16 protein-coding genes are annotated in these 17,934 nt (G+C 51.7%); 7 read left to right on the forward strand and 9 right to left on the reverse strand.

Features of this window, described 5'->3' with window-relative positions:
* Nucleotides 1-157: 157 nt before the first annotated feature.
* Nucleotides 158-1,084: a DMT family transporter gene (locus RYZ59_RS12955; RefSeq protein WP_202038571.1), complete on the forward strand. Its 927-nt coding sequence runs from the start codon at nt 158-160 to the stop codon at nt 1,082-1,084.
* Nucleotides 1,085-1,125: 41 nt separating this feature from the next.
* On the opposite strand, the gene cybB is transcribed toward RYZ59_RS12955, so the two are convergent.
* On the reverse strand, nt 1,126-1,656 hold the full coding sequence (gene cybB, locus RYZ59_RS12960) for a cytochrome b561 (RefSeq protein ID WP_318048316.1): 531 nt from the start codon (nt 1,654-1,656) through the stop codon (nt 1,126-1,128).
* A 189-nt stretch (nt 1,657-1,845) separates the two neighbouring features.
* Here cybB and gap point away from each other — a divergent pair, with 189 nt between their 5' ends.
* On the forward strand, nt 1,846-2,847 hold the full coding sequence (gene gap / locus RYZ59_RS12965; protein ID WP_318048318.1) for a type I glyceraldehyde-3-phosphate dehydrogenase: 1,002 nt from the start codon (nt 1,846-1,848) through the stop codon (nt 2,845-2,847).
* Between the two features lie 126 nt (nt 2,848-2,973).
* Nucleotides 2,974-3,900 (forward strand): alpha/beta hydrolase, encoded by a 927-nt coding sequence (locus RYZ59_RS12970; RefSeq protein WP_318048320.1) that lies wholly within the window; start codon nt 2,974-2,976, stop codon nt 3,898-3,900.
* A gap of 54 nt (nt 3,901-3,954) precedes the next feature.
* Here RYZ59_RS12970 and aldA read toward each other — a convergent pair whose 3' ends face one another.
* From aldA to hrpA, 3 genes are all read right to left on the reverse strand, one after another.
* Nucleotides 3,955-5,394 carry an aldehyde dehydrogenase gene (aldA, locus tag RYZ59_RS12975; RefSeq protein WP_318048323.1) on the reverse strand — a complete coding sequence of 480 codons (1,440 nt, stop codon included), beginning with the start codon at nt 5,392-5,394 and terminating at the stop codon, nt 3,955-3,957.
* A 199-nt stretch (nt 5,395-5,593) separates the two neighbouring features.
* Complete coding sequence (locus RYZ59_RS12980; RefSeq protein WP_318048325.1) at nt 5,594-6,385, reverse strand: YdcF family protein; 792 nt, start codon at nt 6,383-6,385, stop codon at nt 5,594-5,596.
* A gap of 100 nt (nt 6,386-6,485) precedes the next feature.
* Entirely contained in the window at nt 6,486-10,388 is a 3,903-nt protein-coding gene (gene hrpA, locus RYZ59_RS12985) for an ATP-dependent RNA helicase HrpA (RefSeq protein WP_318048328.1), read from the reverse strand.
* Nucleotides 10,389-10,589: 201 nt separating this feature from the next.
* Here hrpA and azoR point away from each other — a divergent pair, with 201 nt between their 5' ends.
* A complete protein-coding gene (azoR, locus tag RYZ59_RS12990) occupies nt 10,590-11,195 on the forward strand; it encodes an FMN-dependent NADH-azoreductase (protein WP_202038565.1) in 606 nt (201 codons plus the stop codon).
* A gap of 34 nt (nt 11,196-11,229) precedes the next feature.
* Here azoR and RYZ59_RS12995 read toward each other — a convergent pair whose 3' ends face one another.
* From RYZ59_RS12995 to RYZ59_RS13010, 4 genes are all read right to left on the reverse strand, one after another.
* Nucleotides 11,230-11,409 (reverse strand): hypothetical protein, encoded by a 180-nt coding sequence (locus RYZ59_RS12995; RefSeq protein ID WP_048211566.1) that lies wholly within the window; start codon nt 11,407-11,409, stop codon nt 11,230-11,232.
* A gap of 129 nt (nt 11,410-11,538) precedes the next feature.
* A complete protein-coding gene (locus RYZ59_RS13000; RefSeq protein WP_137381773.1) occupies nt 11,539-11,865 on the reverse strand; it encodes a YdbL family protein in 327 nt (108 codons plus the stop codon).
* A 7-nt stretch (nt 11,866-11,872) separates the two neighbouring features.
* Nucleotides 11,873-12,064, reverse strand: a complete 192-nt coding sequence (locus RYZ59_RS13005) for a YnbE family lipoprotein (RefSeq protein ID WP_318048333.1) — start codon at nt 12,062-12,064, stop codon at nt 11,873-11,875.
* Complete coding sequence (locus RYZ59_RS13010) at nt 12,061-14,700, reverse strand: YdbH family protein (RefSeq protein ID WP_318048335.1); 2,640 nt, start codon at nt 14,698-14,700, stop codon at nt 12,061-12,063. The genes RYZ59_RS13005 and RYZ59_RS13010 overlap by 4 nt, the downstream gene beginning before the upstream one ends.
* 298 nt (nt 14,701-14,998) lie before the next feature.
* On the opposite strand from RYZ59_RS13010, the gene RYZ59_RS13015 reads away from it, so the two are divergent.
* The 3 genes from RYZ59_RS13015 (at nt 14,999) to hslJ (ending at nt 17,589) form a co-directional block, all read left to right on the forward strand.
* A complete protein-coding gene (locus RYZ59_RS13015) occupies nt 14,999-15,814 on the forward strand; it encodes an APH(3')-I family aminoglycoside O-phosphotransferase (RefSeq protein ID WP_318048337.1) in 816 nt (271 codons plus the stop codon).
* 253 nt (nt 15,815-16,067) lie between these two features.
* Nucleotides 16,068-17,057 (forward strand): 2-hydroxyacid dehydrogenase, encoded by a 990-nt coding sequence (locus RYZ59_RS13020; RefSeq protein WP_137381769.1) that lies wholly within the window; start codon nt 16,068-16,070, stop codon nt 17,055-17,057.
* A 112-nt stretch (nt 17,058-17,169) separates the two neighbouring features.
* A complete protein-coding gene (hslJ, locus tag RYZ59_RS13025; RefSeq protein ID WP_048211553.1) occupies nt 17,170-17,589 on the forward strand; it encodes a heat shock protein HslJ in 420 nt (139 codons plus the stop codon).
* Nucleotides 17,590-17,602: 13 nt separating this feature from the next.
* Here hslJ and RYZ59_RS13030 read toward each other — a convergent pair whose 3' ends face one another.
* Nucleotides 17,603-17,869, reverse strand: a complete 267-nt coding sequence (locus RYZ59_RS13030; RefSeq protein WP_003020360.1) for a DUF333 domain-containing protein — start codon at nt 17,867-17,869, stop codon at nt 17,603-17,605.
* Between the last annotated feature and the right edge of the window lie 65 nt (nt 17,870-17,934).

Raw genomic sequence — 17,934 nt, forward strand, 5'->3', positions numbered from 1 at the left:
TATTTATATACAGTAGTTTTATCTGAGCAGTTGTTCAAGCAGCTTTTTGTGGCGCTATGGCTATTCGCCTGAATTATAACGACTCGTGTCTGCACAAAAGTATCGTGACATGAAACCGGGTATAGTAGCGCCATAACATCATCAAAACGGACACACTATGACTACCGCAGGGAAAAGCAATCCGCTGGCCATTGGCGGCCTGATCGCGCTAACGCTCATCTGGAGCTATAGCTGGATTGCTATGAAACAGGTCACGCACTACATTGGTTCATTCGATTTCACCGCACTACGTTGTTCTTTTGGGGCATTGCTATTATTTATTGTCCTGATGCTACGTGGACGCGGAATGCGCCCGACCCCGTTCAGGTATACGTTGGCGATAGCCTTGTTACAAACGTGCGGCATGGTGGGATTATCACAGTGGGCGCTGGTCAGCGGCGGTGCGGGAAAAGTCGCTATTCTGAGTTATACCATGCCCTTCTGGGTGGTCATTATGGCCGCCCTTTTTCTCGGTGAACGCATGCGTCGTTTGCAGTACGTCGCTATTGCAGTGGCGGCGTTTGGCCTGGTACTGGTATTACAGCCGTGGCAACTGGACTTTTCGTCAATGAAGAGCGCGCTGCTGGCAATCCTCTCGGGCATCAGTTGGGGAGCCAGTGCAGTTGTTGCCAAACGTATGTACGCTCGTCATCCCAATATCGACCTGTTAGCACTCACCTCGTGGCAGATGCTGTATGCCGCGCTGGTGATGAGCCTGGTCGCCTGGCTGGTCCCACAGCGAACGCCTGACTGGCAGCCTGTCGTGTTCTGGGCATTAGGATACAGCGCCGTACTGGCAACAGCGCTGGCCTGGAGCTTATGGCTGTTTGTGCTGCGTAACCTGCCAGCCAGTATCGCCAGCTTAAGCACGCTGGCGGTACCGGTTTGCGGAGTACTCTTTTCCTGGTGGTTGCTCGGCGAAGAACCTGGCGTTGTCGAAGGTAGCGGGATTGTGCTGATTGTTCTGGCGCTAGCCATCATCAGCCTGAAGAAACGCGCCACGCAGGTGCAACGCGTTGAAAAAGAGATCTCTTGCGAAAAATAATCACGGAGAATAAAACACCCCGCATTACGCGGGGCGTTTGATCAGGAACGCTTACGCGGCATCATGCGCAGGAGCGTATTATCCTTCCAGAAATAGTGATGTAACAGAGCCGCAGCGGCATGCAGGCCAATGACAAAATAACCCAGGTTTGCCAGCGTTTCGTGCCATGATTTCAGCATATCGGCCAGTTCAAAATTGGCTTCTACTGCATGTGGCATAACAATGCCGAATGCAACCCACGGATTTCCCCGGTTATACATCATCACCAGGCCAATAATCGGCAGCGCAATAAACAGCAAATAGATAACCAGGTGCCCCAGATGCGCCATGCCAATCATCATCGGCTTCGGTTTTGGCTCAATCGGCGGTGCCGGATACTTAAGTCTGACCAGCAGACGCGCCACCATCAACGCTAAGATCGTGATACCACAGGAAACATGCACCATGTTGAACCCGGGACGATAGCTGCGCGGGAAAAATCCGCGAAACTCCATGGCACTGTAGGCCACAATGACCAACAAAAAGACCAGCCAGTGAATGCCAATTTGCAGGCCAGAATACTTATTCCCCATAACACTTCTCGAATAAAAACAATAATGCGTCAACATAACGGGCTTTTGTTAAAAATTCATTAAGTTTTGTTCACTCATTTTCAGTCAGTTATGTTTAACCGCAAAAACAGCTATTGCCGCGGATGCCTGACTGGACTATGCCTGGTAGGGAAAATATGTCGTACCGTCTCATCCTGACAGGAGAAAACCATGAGTAAAATTGGCATTAACGGTTTTGGTCGTATCGGTCGTCTGGTATTGCGTCGGCTACTGGAAGTCAAAAGCAGTGTGGAGGTCGTCGCTATCAATGACCTTACCTCACCGAAAATTCTCGCCTATCTGTTAAAACACGATTCAAACTACGGACCATTCCCCTGGAGCGTCGACTTTACCGAGGACGCACTGATTGTCGATGGTAAAAAAATTGCTGTTTACGCCGAAAAAGAGGCCAAAAATATTCCGTGGAAAACTACAGGTGCGGAAATTATTATCGAGTGCACCGGTTTTTATACCTCAACAGAAAAATCGCAGGCCCACCTGGATGCTGGTGCCCAAAAAGTGCTGATATCCGCCCCGGCGGGAGAGATGAAGACGATCGTCTTTAACGTGAATGACAACACGATGGATGCAAACGATCGGATTATTTCTGTCGCATCGTGCACCACTAACTGCCTGGCACCGATGGCAAAAGCGCTACACGATAATTTCGGTATTCAGCTTGGTACCATGACCACCATCCATGCCTATACCGGGACACAGTCACTGGTTGATGGGCCACGTGGTAAGGATCTGCGAGCTTCACGCGCGGCAGCAGAAAATATCATTCCTCATACCACCGGTGCGGCGAAGGCGATTGGTCTGGTGATCCCGGCCCTGAGCGGGAAATTAAAAGGCCACGCCCAGCGTGTTCCGGTAAAAACAGGCTCTGTCACTGAACTGGTGTCGATTCTGGGTAAAAAAGTCACTGCGGAAGAAGTTAACAACGCGCTGAAAAAGGCAACGCTGAACAATGCGTCATTCGGCTATACCGACGAAGAAATTGTCTCGTCAGATGTTATTGGCTCACATTTCGGTTCAGTATTTGATGCGACACAAACCGAAATCACCGAAGTGGGCGATCTGCAACTGGTAAAAACCGTGGCCTGGTACGATAACGAGTACGGTTTTGTCACCCAACTTATCCGTACGTTGGATAAATTTATCACGCTTTAGTGTTATGGCGGAGGATCGCCTCCGCCTCGTTTCATTTCCCGCTAATTCAATACGTTGTGAGTCTCTCCCCGTTTTCAATTCATTAAGTGTGCTATAGCTAACCTTTGCCACAGAGGGAGCACAGTAATGGAAGCACTGAGTCGTGAAACGTTAGAAACTATGATAGCGCAAGCCGTTGCCCACGCCGCCACCGTCTCAGTCTGGCCAATGGGTGAAGCCCCCGGAGCAAAAAACAGCGATGCGGTATTTACCCCCGAACCCAGACATACGGGAACCTCTCATTACGATCGTGCGGTAACCGGTATTCGTGCCCCAGAAATCACCGTCTACGCCCCCGCAAAACCGAATGGTGTGGGAATACTTGTCACCCCCGGCGGCTCTTATCGACGCGTGGTGCTGGACAAAGAAGGCAGCGCGCTGGCGCCCTTTTTTAATGCCCGCGGTTATACCCTGTTTGTCATGACCTATCGCATGCCGGGGGATAGTCACGAGGAAGCGTCAAACGCCCCGTTGGCCGATGCCCAACGTGCGATGCGCTACATTCGGGCTAACGCTCATGAGTGGAAAATCGATCCTGATCGTATCGGTGTCCTGGGCTTTTCCTCCGGCGGTCATGTGGCAGCCAGCCTGGGAACACGTTTTGCTGAATCAGTTTATACGCCCATCGATTGCGTAGACGAACAACCCGCCCGCCCCGCGTTCATGGCGCTGGTTTATCCGGTGATTAGCCTGCGTGAGAATATTGCTCATCCTGGCTCTCGCCTTGAATTAGTTGGTACGACCCCCGAAGAGCAGGATCTGCACCGCTATTCACTTGAAGAACGGGTTGAGAACACGACGCCACCAACATTCCTGCTGCATGCCATTGACGATCCGGCGGTGAAAGTCGAAAACAGTCTGGCATTTTTTAATGCGCTTCGCGCACAGGGGATTCCTGTTGAAATGCATCTGTTTGAACGCGGCAAACACGGCTTCGGTATTCGGGATACTCAAGGGTTACCGCTGGCCGTGTGGCCGGAAATGATGATGAACTGGATAGCCACAAAAGTGTGATGATTGTGCCGGGTGGCACACAGGATCACCCGGCTTATACTCGGCGTATCAGTATCAGGACTGCAGATAAACCACCTGCGTTTGCAGATATTCATGCAAGCCATGCTTACCGTCTGCGCCGCCAATCCCTGACTTACGCCATCCCGCATGGAACCCCTGCATTGCCTCGAAATTTTCGCGATTAATATAGGTTTCGCCAAACTTCAGCCCTTTAATCGCCTTCATCGCCGTATTCAGATTCTGCGTATAGATCGACGAAGTCAGCCCATAGTCGCTGTCATTGGCCATCGTCAGCGCCTCTTCCAGCGTATCAAACGCTACCACCGGCAGCACCGGACCAAACGTCTCCTCGTGCATAATCGCCATCTCCTGGCGCACGTCTAACAGCAACGTCGGCGGGTAGTAATAACCTTTACCGGCAACGGCCTTACCGCCTAGCACCACCCTGGCCCCCTCCTGCACTGCACGCGCCACTTTCCGTTCCACACGTTCCAGCGCAGCGGCGTTAATCAGCGGCCCCATCGCGATATCGTTACGCTCGGCCGGGTTACCAAACTGGACGGCTTTCATTGCCTCTCCCAGGCGATTCACAAACTGGTCATAGATACCTTTCTGGACATACACGCGTTCGGCACAGTTGCACACCTGACCGGTGTTAATCACCCGCGAGTCAACAATTGCCTTCACGGCCAGCTCAAGATCGGCATCATCCATGACGATTGCCGGCGCTTTACCACCCAACTCCAGACATACCTTAGTGATATTTTTCGCTGCTGCAGCCATGATTTTCTCGCCCGCCACAACGCTACCGGTCATGCTCACCATCGCTACTTTGGGGTTCCCGGCAAGTTCCTGACCGACCGTTTCACCACGTCCAAGCACCAGGTTAAATACCCCGCGCGGCAGACCAATATCATCAACAATCTTGGCAAAGGCGATCGCATTATTCGGCGTGAATTCGCTGGGTTTAATCACAATGCTATTACCCGTCAGCAAAGCTGGCGCCAGTTTGCGGGCAATCAGGAAAAACGGAAAGTTCCACGGCAGAATACCGGTTGTTACACCTAACGCACGCTTAAACAGCAGGATATTCTCACCCGGACGATCGCTTTGCAGGATCTCTCCTTCGTAACGCCGTGCCCACTCCGCCATATAATCGATGTAATCGGCGGTAAACGAGACTTCGACCTCGGCCAGCTGTTGGATCTTCCCGCCCTCTGCCACAATCAGCGCACTGATTTCACTGGCGCGTTGACGTATGCCCGCAGAAATTTTGCGTAGCCAGCTTGCACGTTCAATCGCGGGTAGCGCCTCCCATGCCGGCTGGGCCCGCTCCGCGGCATCAATCGCTTTACGTGCATCTTCAGCGCGTCCATCGGGAATACGCGAGATCAGCTCTTCAGTCGCTGGATTGACGACATCAATCCAGGCATCGTCGTGCCAGGTCACAAACTGCCCATCAATATACATAGGATGTTGTACGGGTACTGACATGCGCTTCTCCTGTGATTGATTTGTTTTTAACAAGTAAAACTATTGTTAATTAATACCAATCATGCATGGCGCATTACTGCTGGAATTGTCGTTCTGTGAGCCGCTTCATAAAAGCGTCTGGTAATGTCATGGCGAAGGGAAAAAACAGGCAGGATTTATGCCCGTTTGCGACAAAACATGCACAAACGGGCGGCAGAGATTACAGCGATCGGCTCGCCAGCAGGTCAGTCAGCGCCGTATCGTTTTGCAGATGCAGCCATGCTTCTTCAACATTCTGCGGAATATCAACATGGGCAATAAAATCACGACCGCGAGGGCCATAGCCGCTTGCATCATCGCGCAGTCTCGGCAATTCGCCGGTAATCAGTGAAAGATAGCGATCCACAGACCACAGTCCCTCCGCAGTCGGCGCGAAATCCACACCGCCGTTCTGTAGAGTCAACTCAGGGATAAAACCGGGAAAACTCAACCAGCGCGGCGCCTGCAGATCATCACGGGTTACACGCTGGAATGTCGCCATCGTGCGGCGTTGCATTGTAGGGTCCTGCACCACAATGACCGTGCGAATATTTTCTGTCGCCTGGTTCAGCAAGGCACAGCTAAAGCGTGCATTCTCACCGCAGTTTGTTGACTGGTCTTCCACCCAAATCGTCTCACCCGGAATTTGCCAGAACTGGTGCGCAATATCAGCCAGGATCGCCGCTTCTGCTCGTCCGCTGGTGCGGATGATGTTATAGCGCGGATGTTGAGCAATCGCGCTATACAGAAACGTTGTGGAATAGCCTATTCCCCCGCTAATCAGCAAGGGAATCTGGTGCTCTTTTGCTATCTGGCAGGCCGCATCGATAGTCGGGATCACCGCATTCCCCGCCAGAACCACACAGTCTGCCTGAATAGCGGCGTGGTCCACAAAATCGCTCTGCGCTAACCATTGTCCTACGGTATTTATCGCCGCAAGGGTAGGCGCGGAAAGTGTTGGAAACTGTCTCATGTTCGTGACTCCTGGTCTTTGTTCTGTAGACCGGTGTAGGCCTGAAAAGCGCCGCACCAGCAGGCACCGCTCCTTATCCGGTCTACGGCACCACCACGCGTTAGCCTGAAATCTGCTCCATCGCCTGCAGAATACGTTTATCCGAGATGGGATACGGCGTGCCAAGCTGCTGGGCAAAGTAGCTGACTCGCAGCTCTTCTATCATCCAGCGGATCTCTTTGACATCATCATCTTCACGCCGCGCAGGCGGCAGTTTATTGAACCACTGCTGCCAGGCCTGCTGCACGTTATCCACTTTCAACATCTGCGCCCGATCGCGGTGCGGATCAATCGCCAGTTTCTCCAGACGTTTTTCAATAGCCTGCAAATAACGCAACGTATCGCCCAGACGTTTGAAGCCGTTGCCGGTGACAAATCCACGGTACACCAGCCCGCCCATTTGCGATTTGATATCCGAAAGCCCCAGCGCCATGGTCATATCCACACGCCCTTTCAGACGTTTGTTGATGTTAAATACTGCCGTCAGGATCTGTTCGACCTGCTTCGCAATATCGACCACCGTGTCATTCAGCTCAGCCCGCACTTTTTCGTGCAACGCCGCAAAGCCCTCTTCCGTCCACACCGGGCCGCCGTTAGCGTCGATAAGTCTATCCACACCGCAGGAAATACAGTCGTCAATCAAATCCAGCACTTTGCCATACGGGTTAAAATACAGCCCCAGCTTCGCTTTGTTGGGCAGCTTCTCGTGTAAATATTTGATTGGTGATGGAATATTCAGCAGCAACAGACGGCGTAAACCGCACCACATCGCCTGCTGTTGCTCCAGCGGATTATCAAACAGTTTGATGGCAACGCTGTCTCGTTCATCCACCAGCGCTGGCCACGCTTTCACTTTATAGTTGCCGCGTTTTTGCTCGTAACTTTCCGGCAGTTGACCAAAGCTCCAGATGTGCAGACCGCTCTGTTCGATACCATCATCGGCCACCGCAGACAGCGTTTCCTGGACTTTACCCTTCAACGCATCTTTCAGATCCTGCAGTGAGCGTCCTTCCTGCAGCTTTTTGTTCTTATCGTCGACCACCCGGAACGTTATTTTCAGATGATCGGGCACCTGATCCCAGTGCCAGTCTTCACGGCCAACGGTGACGCCAGTCATCCGGCGCAGTTCACGCTCCAGCGAATCCAGCAGCGGCAGTTCCAGCGGCGTCACACGACCTAAAAATGCTTCCGCATAGTTCGGTGCCGGCACAAAGTTACGTCGTACCGGTTTTGGCAGTGATTTAATCAGCGCGATCACCAGTTCACGACGCAGCCCCGGGATTTGCCATTCAAAACCGCTCTCTTCAACCTGGTTTAGTAACGGCAGCGGAATATGCACGGTCACGCCATCCGCATCAGCGCCGGGTTCAAACTGGTAGCTTAACCGCAGTTTGATATTGCCCTGATGCCAGAAGTTCGGGTAATCCAGCTTGCTGATTTTCTCCGCGCCCTCTTTGATAAGCATGCTCTTTTCAAAGTTGAGCAGATCCGGTGTTTCACGGCTGACCTTCTTCCACCAGCTATCAAAATGGCGGGCGGAAACCACATCATGGCTGATGCGCTGGTCGTAAAACTCAAACAGCGTCTCATCATCGACCAAAATATCGCGACGACGTGATTTATGCTCCAGCTCTTCCACTTCCGCACGCAGCTTGAGGTTGTCACGGAAAAACGCATGCCGCGTCTGCCAGTCACCTTCCACCAATGCATGGCGAATAAACAGTTCACGCGATAGTGCAGGATCGATCTGGCTGTAGTTCACCTTACGGGCGGCAACAATCGGTAAGCCGTAAACAGTGACTTTTTCTGTCGCCATCACCGCCCCCTGGGCACGCTCCCAATGCGGTTCACTGTACGAACGTTTCATCAGATGCTGGGCAACCGGCTCCACCCACTCGGGATCGATTCGCGCGGCAATGCGCCCCCACAAACGGCTGGTTTCCACCAACTCTGCAACCATTGTCCACTTCGGCGGTTTTTTGAATAAACCGGAACCTGGGAAGATCGAGAAACGGGCATTACGCGCACCGGTAAATTCCTGTTTATCCGCATCTTTCATCCCGATATGCGACAGTAATCCGGTCAGCAACGCAACGTGGATTTCCCGATACTCAGCAGGTTCGCTATTGACCGGAATACCTAACTCTTTCACAACCTGACGCAGCTGCGTGTAGATATCCTGCCATTCGCGCACGCGCAGATAGTTAAGGAAATCAACCTTACACTGACGGCGGAACTGGTTCGACGACAGCGCCTTTTGTTGCTCGCCGAGGTAATTCCACAAATTTACAAATGCAAGGAAATCAGACTCTTTGTCGTGAAAGCGGCGGTGTTTCTCGTCGGAAGCCTGTTGCTTATCCATAGGACGTTCACGCGGGTCCTGAATGGACAGCGCCGAGGTAATGATCATCGCCTCACGGACGCAGCCATGTTTCTGCGCTTCCAGCACCATACGCGCCAGACGTGGGTCCACTGGCAATTGCGACAACTGACGGCCCAACGGCGTCAGTTTGTAAGCGGTTTGCTGCTCGTCGGTGGTAATCGCCCCCAGCTCTTCGAGCAAGCGTACACCATCCTGAATATTGCGTTTATCCGGGGCTTCAACAAACGGGAATGCCGCAATATCCCCCAGACCCAGCGCCGTCATTTGTAGAATAACCGACGCCAGATTGGTACGTAGAATTTCCGGATCGGTAAACTCCGGGCGCGACAGGAAATCATCTTCTGAATAGAGACGAATACAGATCCCTTCCGATACACGACCACAGCGACCTTTACGCTGGTTCGCAGAAGCCTGCGACACCGGTTCAATCGGCAAGCGCTGCACTTTGGTACGGTAGCTGTAGCGGCTGATACGTGCCGTTCCCGGGTCAATCACATACTTGATGCCAGGTACGGTCAGCGACGTTTCCGCCACGTTGGTCGCCAGCACGATACGGCGACCGCTGTGCGACTGGAACACGCAGTTCTGCTCGCTGTTGGAGAGTCGGGCATACAGCGGCAATACTTCGGTATGACGTAAATCCAGTTTGTTCAGTGCATCAGCGGTATCGCGAATTTCACGTTCACCACTCATGAAGATCAGAATGTCACCCTGGCTTTCGCGTCCCAGTTCATCAACGGCATCGAAAATTGCCTGCAACTGGTCGCGTTCGGTGTCATCCGCGTCTTCGACAATCGGGCGATAGCGTACTTCTACTGGATACGTTCGACCGGAGACTTCGATAATCGGCGCATTATTGAAATGCTTTGAAAAACGCTCCGGGTCGATGGTCGCCGAGGTGATAATGATTTTTAGATCCGGACGGCGCGGCAGAAGCTCTTTCAGATAGCCGAGCAGAAAGTCGATATTCAGACTGCGTTCGTGCGCTTCATCGATGATGATGGTGTCGTACTGCATCAGCATCCGATCCTGCTGGATTTCCGCCAGCAGAATACCGTCCGTCATCAGCTTAACCATGGTGTTATCGCTGACATGATCGCTAAAGCGGACTTTATAGCCGATACAGCCACCCGGCTCAGTGTGTAGCTCTTCAGCAATACGGTTGGCGACGGTACGCGCCGCCAGACGACGCGGCTGGGTATGACCGATCAGCCCCTTCACCCCTCGCCCCAGCTCCATACAAATTTTTGGTAGCTGGGTGGTTTTACCTGAACCGGTTTCCCCGGCAACAATCACCACCTGATGGTCGCGAATGGCTTCCAGAATATCCTGTTTTTTCTGGCTGACAGGCAGGTTTTCCGGGTAGGTAATTGTCGGTCGAGCGGCTTCACGCAGCACAACCTTACCGGCTGCCTGGTCAATCTCTTTTGCCATCTCCTGGTAAATGGCCTGTTGTGCATCAGGATTTTTAACCTTCTTCACGCCATGCAGGCGACGAGAAAAACGCTGTCTGTCGCGCAGCATCAGCGATTCCAGCTGTTGCTGCAGGATGTTGAAGGTTAATTTTTGTTGTTCTGTCATAGCGTTAGAGGGCAGTGCTCTGCCGGGTTAAATCTCTTGTAGATGATGGGTATAGAGTACCACATTGGCGCTTTTCATGTGTTGTTCAATAATTTCGAACATAGGATTCGATATATTGCGCTATCACTGCGGCAGGATTGTGAATAAAGTGTCAACAAGCAACGGGGCACATCCCCTTCAAACACATAAAAGGAAACACCCATGAGCAAGGTATTAGTTCTTAAATCCAGTATTCTGGCAGGGTACTCTCAGTCTGGTCAGTTGTCTGATTATTTTGTTGAACAGTGGCGTGAAAAGCACTCTGCTGACGAAATCACCGTCCGTGACCTGGCTGCAAATCCTGTTCCGGTACTGGATGGCGAACTGGTGGGTGCGATGCGCCCGAGCGATGCCCCGCTGACACCACGTCAACAAGAAGCACTGGCGCTGTCTGATGAGCTGATCGCTGAGCTGAAAGCGCATGATGTGATTGTTATCGCCGCGCCGATGTATAACTTCAACATCCCAACGCAGCTGAAAAACTACTTCGACCTGATTGCCCGTGCTGGCGTAACCTTCCGTTACACCGAGAAAGGCCCGGAAGGTCTGGTAACCGGAAAACGTGCTATCGTGCTGACCAGCCGTGGTGGTATCCATAAAGATACACCGACCGATCTGATCACCCCGTATCTGAATGTGTTCCTGGGCTTTATCGGTATCACCGACGTGAACGTCGTCTTCGCGGAAGGTATTGCTTACGGTCCGGAAGTGGCATCTAAAGCACAGTCCGATGCGAAAGCAGCAATCGACAGCGTCGTCGCTGCCTGATGATTGACCCTCTCACCATCCGGTGGGAGGGTACTTACTTCTTTGCCTGCTTCCCGTGGATGCGATTAATATCACGCCAAATGGTTGCATAATCCCTGCACTTCGCCAGATTTTCTTCCCAGCAATGCTGTAAAAATTGTTCCGGCTCCGCGACATCCCGGCTTAACAGCTTGAATACCCAACGATTCCAGACATACCACTTGAAAAGCCACATGATTTCACTCCAGGACGCTACCGGAGGGGGACTATATCAACATCGATATCATGCCGTGTGGCAACTATTGCGATGTCGATGAATAATTCAAGTGAATGCAATAATTGTCAGTTCCGGCTCAGAAATGAATTATTCTTTCCTTAACCATTTGCCATTTATGCCCTGTACATACTCGCCGGGTTTGGCGCGAGCAACCAGTTTTTGCCCGGCCATTTTTGCCACTTCATCTGGCGGAATATTATTGCTTTCAGCCAGTTGTTGATAACTGGCGTTGCGCGCTTTATTAATCTCATTCACCAGCGCCTGCGTTTCAGCATCCGTTTTCAGCGCGACAAGATAGCCGTTGAGCGTTTCACCTACCCGCCCCTGGGTTCTGGCTTCATTCAGCGTCAATGCCCACACGTTGCCGCTCAAAAAACTTAACGCCACCAGGATCGCTACAAGCTGTTTTTTCATCGTGACCTCAGAACAGATCGCTGCGCGATTTCAGTAAACTCTCGACGTCTTTATCCACTTTGATATGGATCTCGTGCTCGATTTTGACGTTCATATTGATAGTGATGGGCTCTTTAGGCGCAGCCACTTCGATTCTGGGGGTACACCCCGCCAGCAGAGATGACGCAAACAGGCCCAGCATGGCAGCTATCATTTTCATTGTTGTTCCTCACATTCCTTGCCTTCCGGGCAATGGGTTTCTGGCAGCGCCGCATTTTGCTCAAGCCATGCCTGTAAATTGTCACCAAAACGCAAACTGCGCCATAACGTAAATACGTTTTCCTCATGGGTGTAATTCAAATTAACGGTACCCACTTTGCCATCCACCCGGCTATTACCCGTGACGCTTGACTGCATAGTTAAAACACCCAGGTTATCCAGATTTATTTTCGTCCAGGAATGCGTTATTTCCATATAGCGTAACCAGTTGATCGCCGCACCGGCTGCCATGTTGTCTTTGACAACGGCATCCGCGGTGTCTTTATCAATACGTAACGTCATTGGTCCAGGGTTGGTCAACCATCCGTCGTTGATAATCCACTTTTCATTATTCAGCCATAACGGCAACGCACCGCTGACCGGACCCGACATCGCAAACTGCTTCGGATTTACCGCACTGATGAGTTCGCTGGAGGAGATATTCTGCACCCGTAACAATGCCGGATCGTGCTGCGGCATACGCAGTTGTTGCATAACCACTTTGCCACCCAGCAGTTCGGCGCTGACATCGCTTAACAGTAGCGGATTGTCCTCACTCCAGGGATATCCGCCCTGCAGATCGGCGGTGATGTTTGTCGCAGCAACCTGATTCACAACTTCTGCAATACGTAATGACACCGGCCCCCGCGTACCCAGTTGCCATGCGCCTTCACTAAAACGAAACGGCAGCACAAAATCGACACCGTTAATTTGGTTATCAGGCATCCAGGCACTGCCCCCTTTCAGTACGCCGTGCCCCCCCGCCTCAAAGCCCTGCTCCGGCGCGGCAGAGAATGCCACCTGCGCATACAGTTCACCTTCGCGCAGATTCATTTTCCAGTCCGGTGGTACCAATGGCTGGAAAACGCTGAGTGATTGTTTTGGCCACCAGGCCTGGCCACGCAGGCGGACCCCATCCCAGCGTCCATTCAACTGTACCGGACCCATTGCCCCGGCATGAAGTTGACCTTTAAACTGGAAAATCGTCGGATCGGTCCCTTCGACGCTGAACTTCAGCGTTGAAGGGGGTAAGACGCTGCCCCCACTAAAGAGCGTATTTCCGGCATCGAGCGAAAGCGCACCGCTAAACGTCGGTTTTTCGGCATCTCGGACCCACACGATCGGCGCATCCATCACCAGACGCGGGTTTTCCACCTTCATGGTGCCGTATTGCAGATGATCAAATCCGGTCGAGAGGTCGAAAAGTCTCAGGGTGTTGTCATGCCACTCCCCTTTGCCCGCGACATCCCAACGCGCATGCATCGGTGTAAAACTGCCTTTGCCCCAATACCGCCACTGCCAACGACCGGCATCAGGAAGAAAATCATTTGCCAGACCATCAAGGTGTAACTCAAAGCCCCCCATCTGGTTCTCATGCGCGCGTAAAATGGCCTGTAGCCGCCCATCCACACCGCGCTGTGTCACTTTAACGCCAGCCAATGGCCAGCGAATTTCGTCAATATCAAGTGAGTCGATGACTCGGCCACGCGAACGCAGCAATGCTCCAGGTTCAAACGCCAATTGCGGATCGTTCAGGCTGCCGGTGAGCCTTGCAGGTAACATGGCGTAGAAAATCAGATCGCCTTGTTTGGCTTCACCGGTCAACTGCAGCGGCATTTCGCTGTTATCCATGTTGAGCTTGCCGGGCCCCAGGGTTAACACCGCATTCCCTTTGCCGGCTTCACCTTGCGTCAGAATATTCAGACGCCCACTCACCACGGCATTTTCCAGGCCGGCCTGCCAGTTTTCGACTTTCACCCCCAGACGCCCGCTTAACGGGAACCCCTGATAAGGCCAGTTCCAGCGACCGTCACTGATAGTCAGTTGCTGACGCGTTATTTCCCATGGCAGATCGAGAAGCGGATCGGCCGCATCCCGTGCCATCACGATCAGTTGTCCGCTATTTTCTTGCCATTCCAGCTCCGCATCCACCAGCGTGGGTTCCTGCGGTAAACTGAGCGTTGCAACCGCATGCCCGCTCACAGGCAGTCCGTCAGGAACCAGCGGCATCGTAAATTCCCCAACCAGTTTTACCGGCGGTTGCCCTTCAAATGCCGCAACGTCCAGTTCATTTACCGTCAGATTTTGTCCATGCAGGCGCCCCTGGAATTTAACCTTTTCCCCCTGGTAGCGAAGCTGCTGAATAGACGATGTTAACGAAAGTGACAGTTTGCCCTGCCACTCCTGCCATGGAGAGAGAATAACGTTATCGATGTTAATCCAGGTATTGGGCAGCATCGATTGCCATTCCGCCAACGTTTTAGGCGCGACGGGTGAGGGTTGCGTCTGAGGCAGTTTGGCCAGGCAAGCAGAATCCACTTCAATCGTCTTGACGTTCAACAACCAACGACTCGGGTGCGACAGTTCGGCCTGAGTAATACGTGCTAACGGGCAATCATCGACCAGATAACGAAGTTCCGGGATATACAGTCCGTGTCGGGTCAGCCGTGGGCTCTCATCAAGCGCGATACGCGTGCCTACCGGTAACCAGACACCCACCAGCGTAGGCACCCACAAACCGAGTGTCATCAGCAGCGTCAGCGGCATGAGAATCAATAATAAGAGGAGTGCCAGAACGGCTTTATATTTACCCTTCATGGGTAGTTAATATCCTGATTTAGCGAAAATTTAAGCCGGTTTAGGCCTGTATTGTGGCATGTTTAACTAAACATGCCCACATTAAGAATAGATGCTCCCGCAAGATATGTCGTTTTTACAGAACGCAGAGTAATCGCAAAGATACTGATAAATCAATAGGATGGATATTAATTACATCCGTTCAGGACTGTTATGACAGCGATGCGTCAATCAATACCTTACATTGCAAAATGATGGGTTTACAGTGAGTGCGATTAGAATGCTCTGCTGTGCGTCTGTTGCCAAACAAAGGGGTTGTATGAATCATTCGCAAAGAGAAACGCTATGCGCCAGTCTGCCGTTAAACCCACTGCTGGACGCTGAGCTGACAGGTTATCAATGGGCGCGGAATCATGTTGGTCTGTCCGGAGCGGCAATTTATCACTTATATGGCAAGGCTGACGCGCCAGAGTTATTTCTGAAGCATGGCAAAGGCACCGTTGCTAATGATATCACCGATGAAATGGTCAGACTCAACTGGCTGCAGGCCTATATGCCTCTGCCCACCATCAATCATTTTAGCCGTACGGCTGATGAAGCGTGGCTTCTGACAACAGCAATCAGTGGAAAAACTGCTTTTCAGATGCTGGAAGACTATCCTGATGACCGTGGCGATATTGTTGATGCGCTGGCAGTATTCCTGCGTCGATTACATGCCATTCCAGTCAGCCACTGCCCTTTTAACAGCGACTATCCGTTTCGTCTCTCATTAGCCCATACACGAATGGTCAACGGTCTGGTAGATACCGATGATTTTGATGATGAACGTCATGACTGGTCTGCTGGACAAGTCTGGGATGCAATGCATACCCTTTTGCCATTTCCACCCGATCCCGTTGTGACGCATGGCGACTTCTCGCTTGATAACCTTATTTTTGCTGACGGCCGCGTGATGGGTTGTATTGACGTTGGTCGGGTTGGCATTGCCGATCGTTACCAGGACCTTGCGATCCTCTGGAGTTGTCTCGGGGAATTTTCACGGTCTTTACAGCAACGACTTTTTCAAACGTATGGCATTTCCCACCCAGACAGTAACAAAGTGCAGTTTCATTTGATGCTCGATGAGTTTTTTTAAACGCTACGTCTGCAATGTGGGGACGTACCGTATGTCCGTACCTGACTCCGCCTGCATGGGCAAAAAAACAACCAAAAGCCGCATGCAGTCTGACATGAGTGAAATCAGTTGTTGAAATTAAAGAACCTGCCCACACTAACAACAGATGCGTTGGAATTTTTCATTACGTCTTTGACTATCAATAATTTTTTTATATTTTGTAAAATAATTTGAATTGGATTAATGTGACGTCAAAATCACTGGAGAAAGTCTTATGAAACTCGCCATCTATAGTACAAAACAGTACGACAAGAAGTATCTGCAGCAGGTTAACGAGGCTTTTGGTTTTGAACTTGAATTTTTTGACTTTCTGTTGACGGAAAAGACGGCAAAAACAGCCCACGGTTGCGAAGCCGTGTGTATCTTCGTGAATGACGATGGCAGCCGCCCTGTTCTGGAAGAGCTGAAAAAGCACGGTGTGAAATACATTGCGCTGCGCTGCGCCGGGTTCAATAACGTCGATCTGGACGCCGCGAAAGAGTTGGGCTTGCAGGTTGTACGTGTTCCTGCCTATTCACCTGAAGCCGTCGCCGAACATGCAATCGGTATGATGATGACGCTGAACCGCCGTATCCATCGTGCTTATCAGCGTACTCGCGACGCCAATTTCTCACTTGAAGGTCTGACGGGTTTCACCATGTACGGCAAAACTGCCGGGGTGATTGGTACAGGTAAAATCGGTATTGCTGCACTGCGGATCCTGAAAGGGTTTGGTATGCGCCTGCTGGCGTTTGATCCGTATCCCAGCGCCGCTGCCCTTGAGTTAGGGGTTGAATATGTCGATCTTAAAACACTGTTTGCGGAGTCGGATGTTATTTCCCTGCACTGCCCGTTAACACCGGAAAATTATCATCTGCTCAATCACGAAGCCTTTGAGCAAATGAAAAATGGCGTGATGGTCATCAACACCAGCCGTGGTGCACTGATTGATTCTCAGGCAGCAATCGACGCGCTGAAAAACCAGAAGATCGGTTCCCTGGGTATGGACGTGTATGAAAATGAACGCGACCTGTTCTTTGAAGATAAGTCCAATGACGTGATTCAGGATGATGTGTTCCGTCGTTTGTCAGCCTGCCATAACGTCCTGTTCACCGGGCATCAGGCATTCCTGACTGCCGAAGCGTTGACCAGCATTTCTGAAACAACCTTGCAGAATCTGGCTCAAATCGCCAAAGGCGAAACCTGCCCGAACGCCCTCTTCTAATCATTCCGCTCCCCTGCCCTCAGGGGAGCACTTTCAGATAATCCCCGATGATAAATCTGGCGATATCATTATTATCATGAATGTGATCCCGTCACGAACGTAGAGAAAGTTAATGAAGAAAATTGTCACGCTGATTGCGCTCAGCATGCTTATGGCTGGCTGTGTGAGCAATGGAAAAATTTCCGTCAATCGCGAACAGTTACAGCACCACCGTTTTGTTTTACAGAGCGTCAATGGCAAGCCGGTAACCGTCGCCAATAACCCACCTGAATTAAGTTTCGGTGAAAATATGACGGTGTCGGGAAAAATGTGTAATCAGTTCCACGGTCAGGGCAAGCTGTCCGACGGTGAATTAAAAGTGAAAGACATGGCAATGACGCGCATGATGTGCGCCGATCCACAGCTTAACGCGCTCGACGGCATCGTCAGCGAGATGTTTAAGCAAGGCGCACAGGTCGATCTGACTGCTGACCAGTTAACACTGGCTACGGCAGAACAAACGTTGACGTTTAAACTGGCGGATTTAATGTAGTAAAAGCAGTGGCTCAATAATTCCCACAGCTTCCGGCGGCAAGCGACTGCTCGCTACAGCGTTTGCCGTTGGGTAATGCACACATCCCGATGGCAGAACCATCCAGTTGACGAGCAACGGATAGCGAACCGCCAATCATGGCACAGTTGGCTTCTCCGGAACTGGACATTGCAGCCTTCATGCCCGGTGCAACGTGTGCGGCCGTTGCCTGCTGAACAGGTTCACTACTGCAAGCCGATAATAATAACGCGGCACACCCTACCCAAAACGCTGCGCGCATCTTACTCCCCTCTGAATATTAACCAAACGACACAGCCATAAATAATAGGCAGCGGAAACACTGCC

Origin of the sequence: Citrobacter sp. HN-141, from assembly GCF_033341895.1 — a bacterium.
Lineage (GTDB): Bacteria > Pseudomonadota > Gammaproteobacteria > Enterobacterales > Enterobacteriaceae > Citrobacter.

Bases quoted from the DNA above. Each gene is read 5' to 3' on its own strand.
- RYZ59_RS13005 (WP_318048333.1), bottom strand. From the start codon at position 12,064: ATGAAAATGATAGCTGCCATGCTGGGCCTGTTTGCGTCATCTCTGCTG.
- aldA (WP_318048323.1), bottom strand. From the start codon at position 5,394: ATGTCAGTACCCGTACAACATCCTATGTATATTGATGGGCAGTTTGTG.
- RYZ59_RS12970 (WP_318048320.1), top strand. From the start codon at position 2,974: ATGGAAGCACTGAGTCGTGAAACGTTAGAAACTATGATAGCGCAAGCC.
- azoR (WP_202038565.1), top strand. From the start codon at position 10,590: ATGAGCAAGGTATTAGTTCTTAAATCCAGTATTCTGGCAGGGTACTCT.
- RYZ59_RS13030 (WP_003020360.1), bottom strand. From the start codon at position 17,869: ATGCGCGCAGCGTTTTGGGTAGGGTGTGCCGCGTTATTATTATCGGCT.
- hslJ (WP_048211553.1), top strand. From the start codon at position 17,170: ATGAAGAAAATTGTCACGCTGATTGCGCTCAGCATGCTTATGGCTGGC.
- RYZ59_RS12980 (WP_318048325.1), bottom strand. From the start codon at position 6,385: ATGAGACAGTTTCCAACACTTTCCGCGCCTACCCTTGCGGCGATAAAT.
- RYZ59_RS13020 (WP_137381769.1), top strand. From the start codon at position 16,068: ATGAAACTCGCCATCTATAGTACAAAACAGTACGACAAGAAGTATCTG.
- RYZ59_RS13010 (WP_318048335.1), bottom strand. From the start codon at position 14,700: ATGAAGGGTAAATATAAAGCCGTTCTGGCACTCCTCTTATTATTGATT.
- gap (WP_318048318.1), top strand. From the start codon at position 1,846: ATGAGTAAAATTGGCATTAACGGTTTTGGTCGTATCGGTCGTCTGGTA.
- RYZ59_RS12995 (WP_048211566.1), bottom strand. From the start codon at position 11,409: ATGTGGCTTTTCAAGTGGTATGTCTGGAATCGTTGGGTATTCAAGCTG.
- RYZ59_RS12955 (WP_202038571.1), top strand. From the start codon at position 158: ATGACTACCGCAGGGAAAAGCAATCCGCTGGCCATTGGCGGCCTGATC.
- hrpA (WP_318048328.1), bottom strand. From the start codon at position 10,388: ATGACAGAACAACAAAAATTAACCTTCAACATCCTGCAGCAACAGCTG.
- RYZ59_RS13015 (WP_318048337.1), top strand. From the start codon at position 14,999: ATGAATCATTCGCAAAGAGAAACGCTATGCGCCAGTCTGCCGTTAAAC.
- cybB (WP_318048316.1), bottom strand. From the start codon at position 1,656: ATGGGGAATAAGTATTCTGGCCTGCAAATTGGCATTCACTGGCTGGTC.
- RYZ59_RS13000 (WP_137381773.1), bottom strand. From the start codon at position 11,865: ATGAAAAAACAGCTTGTAGCGATCCTGGTGGCGTTAAGTTTTTTGAGC.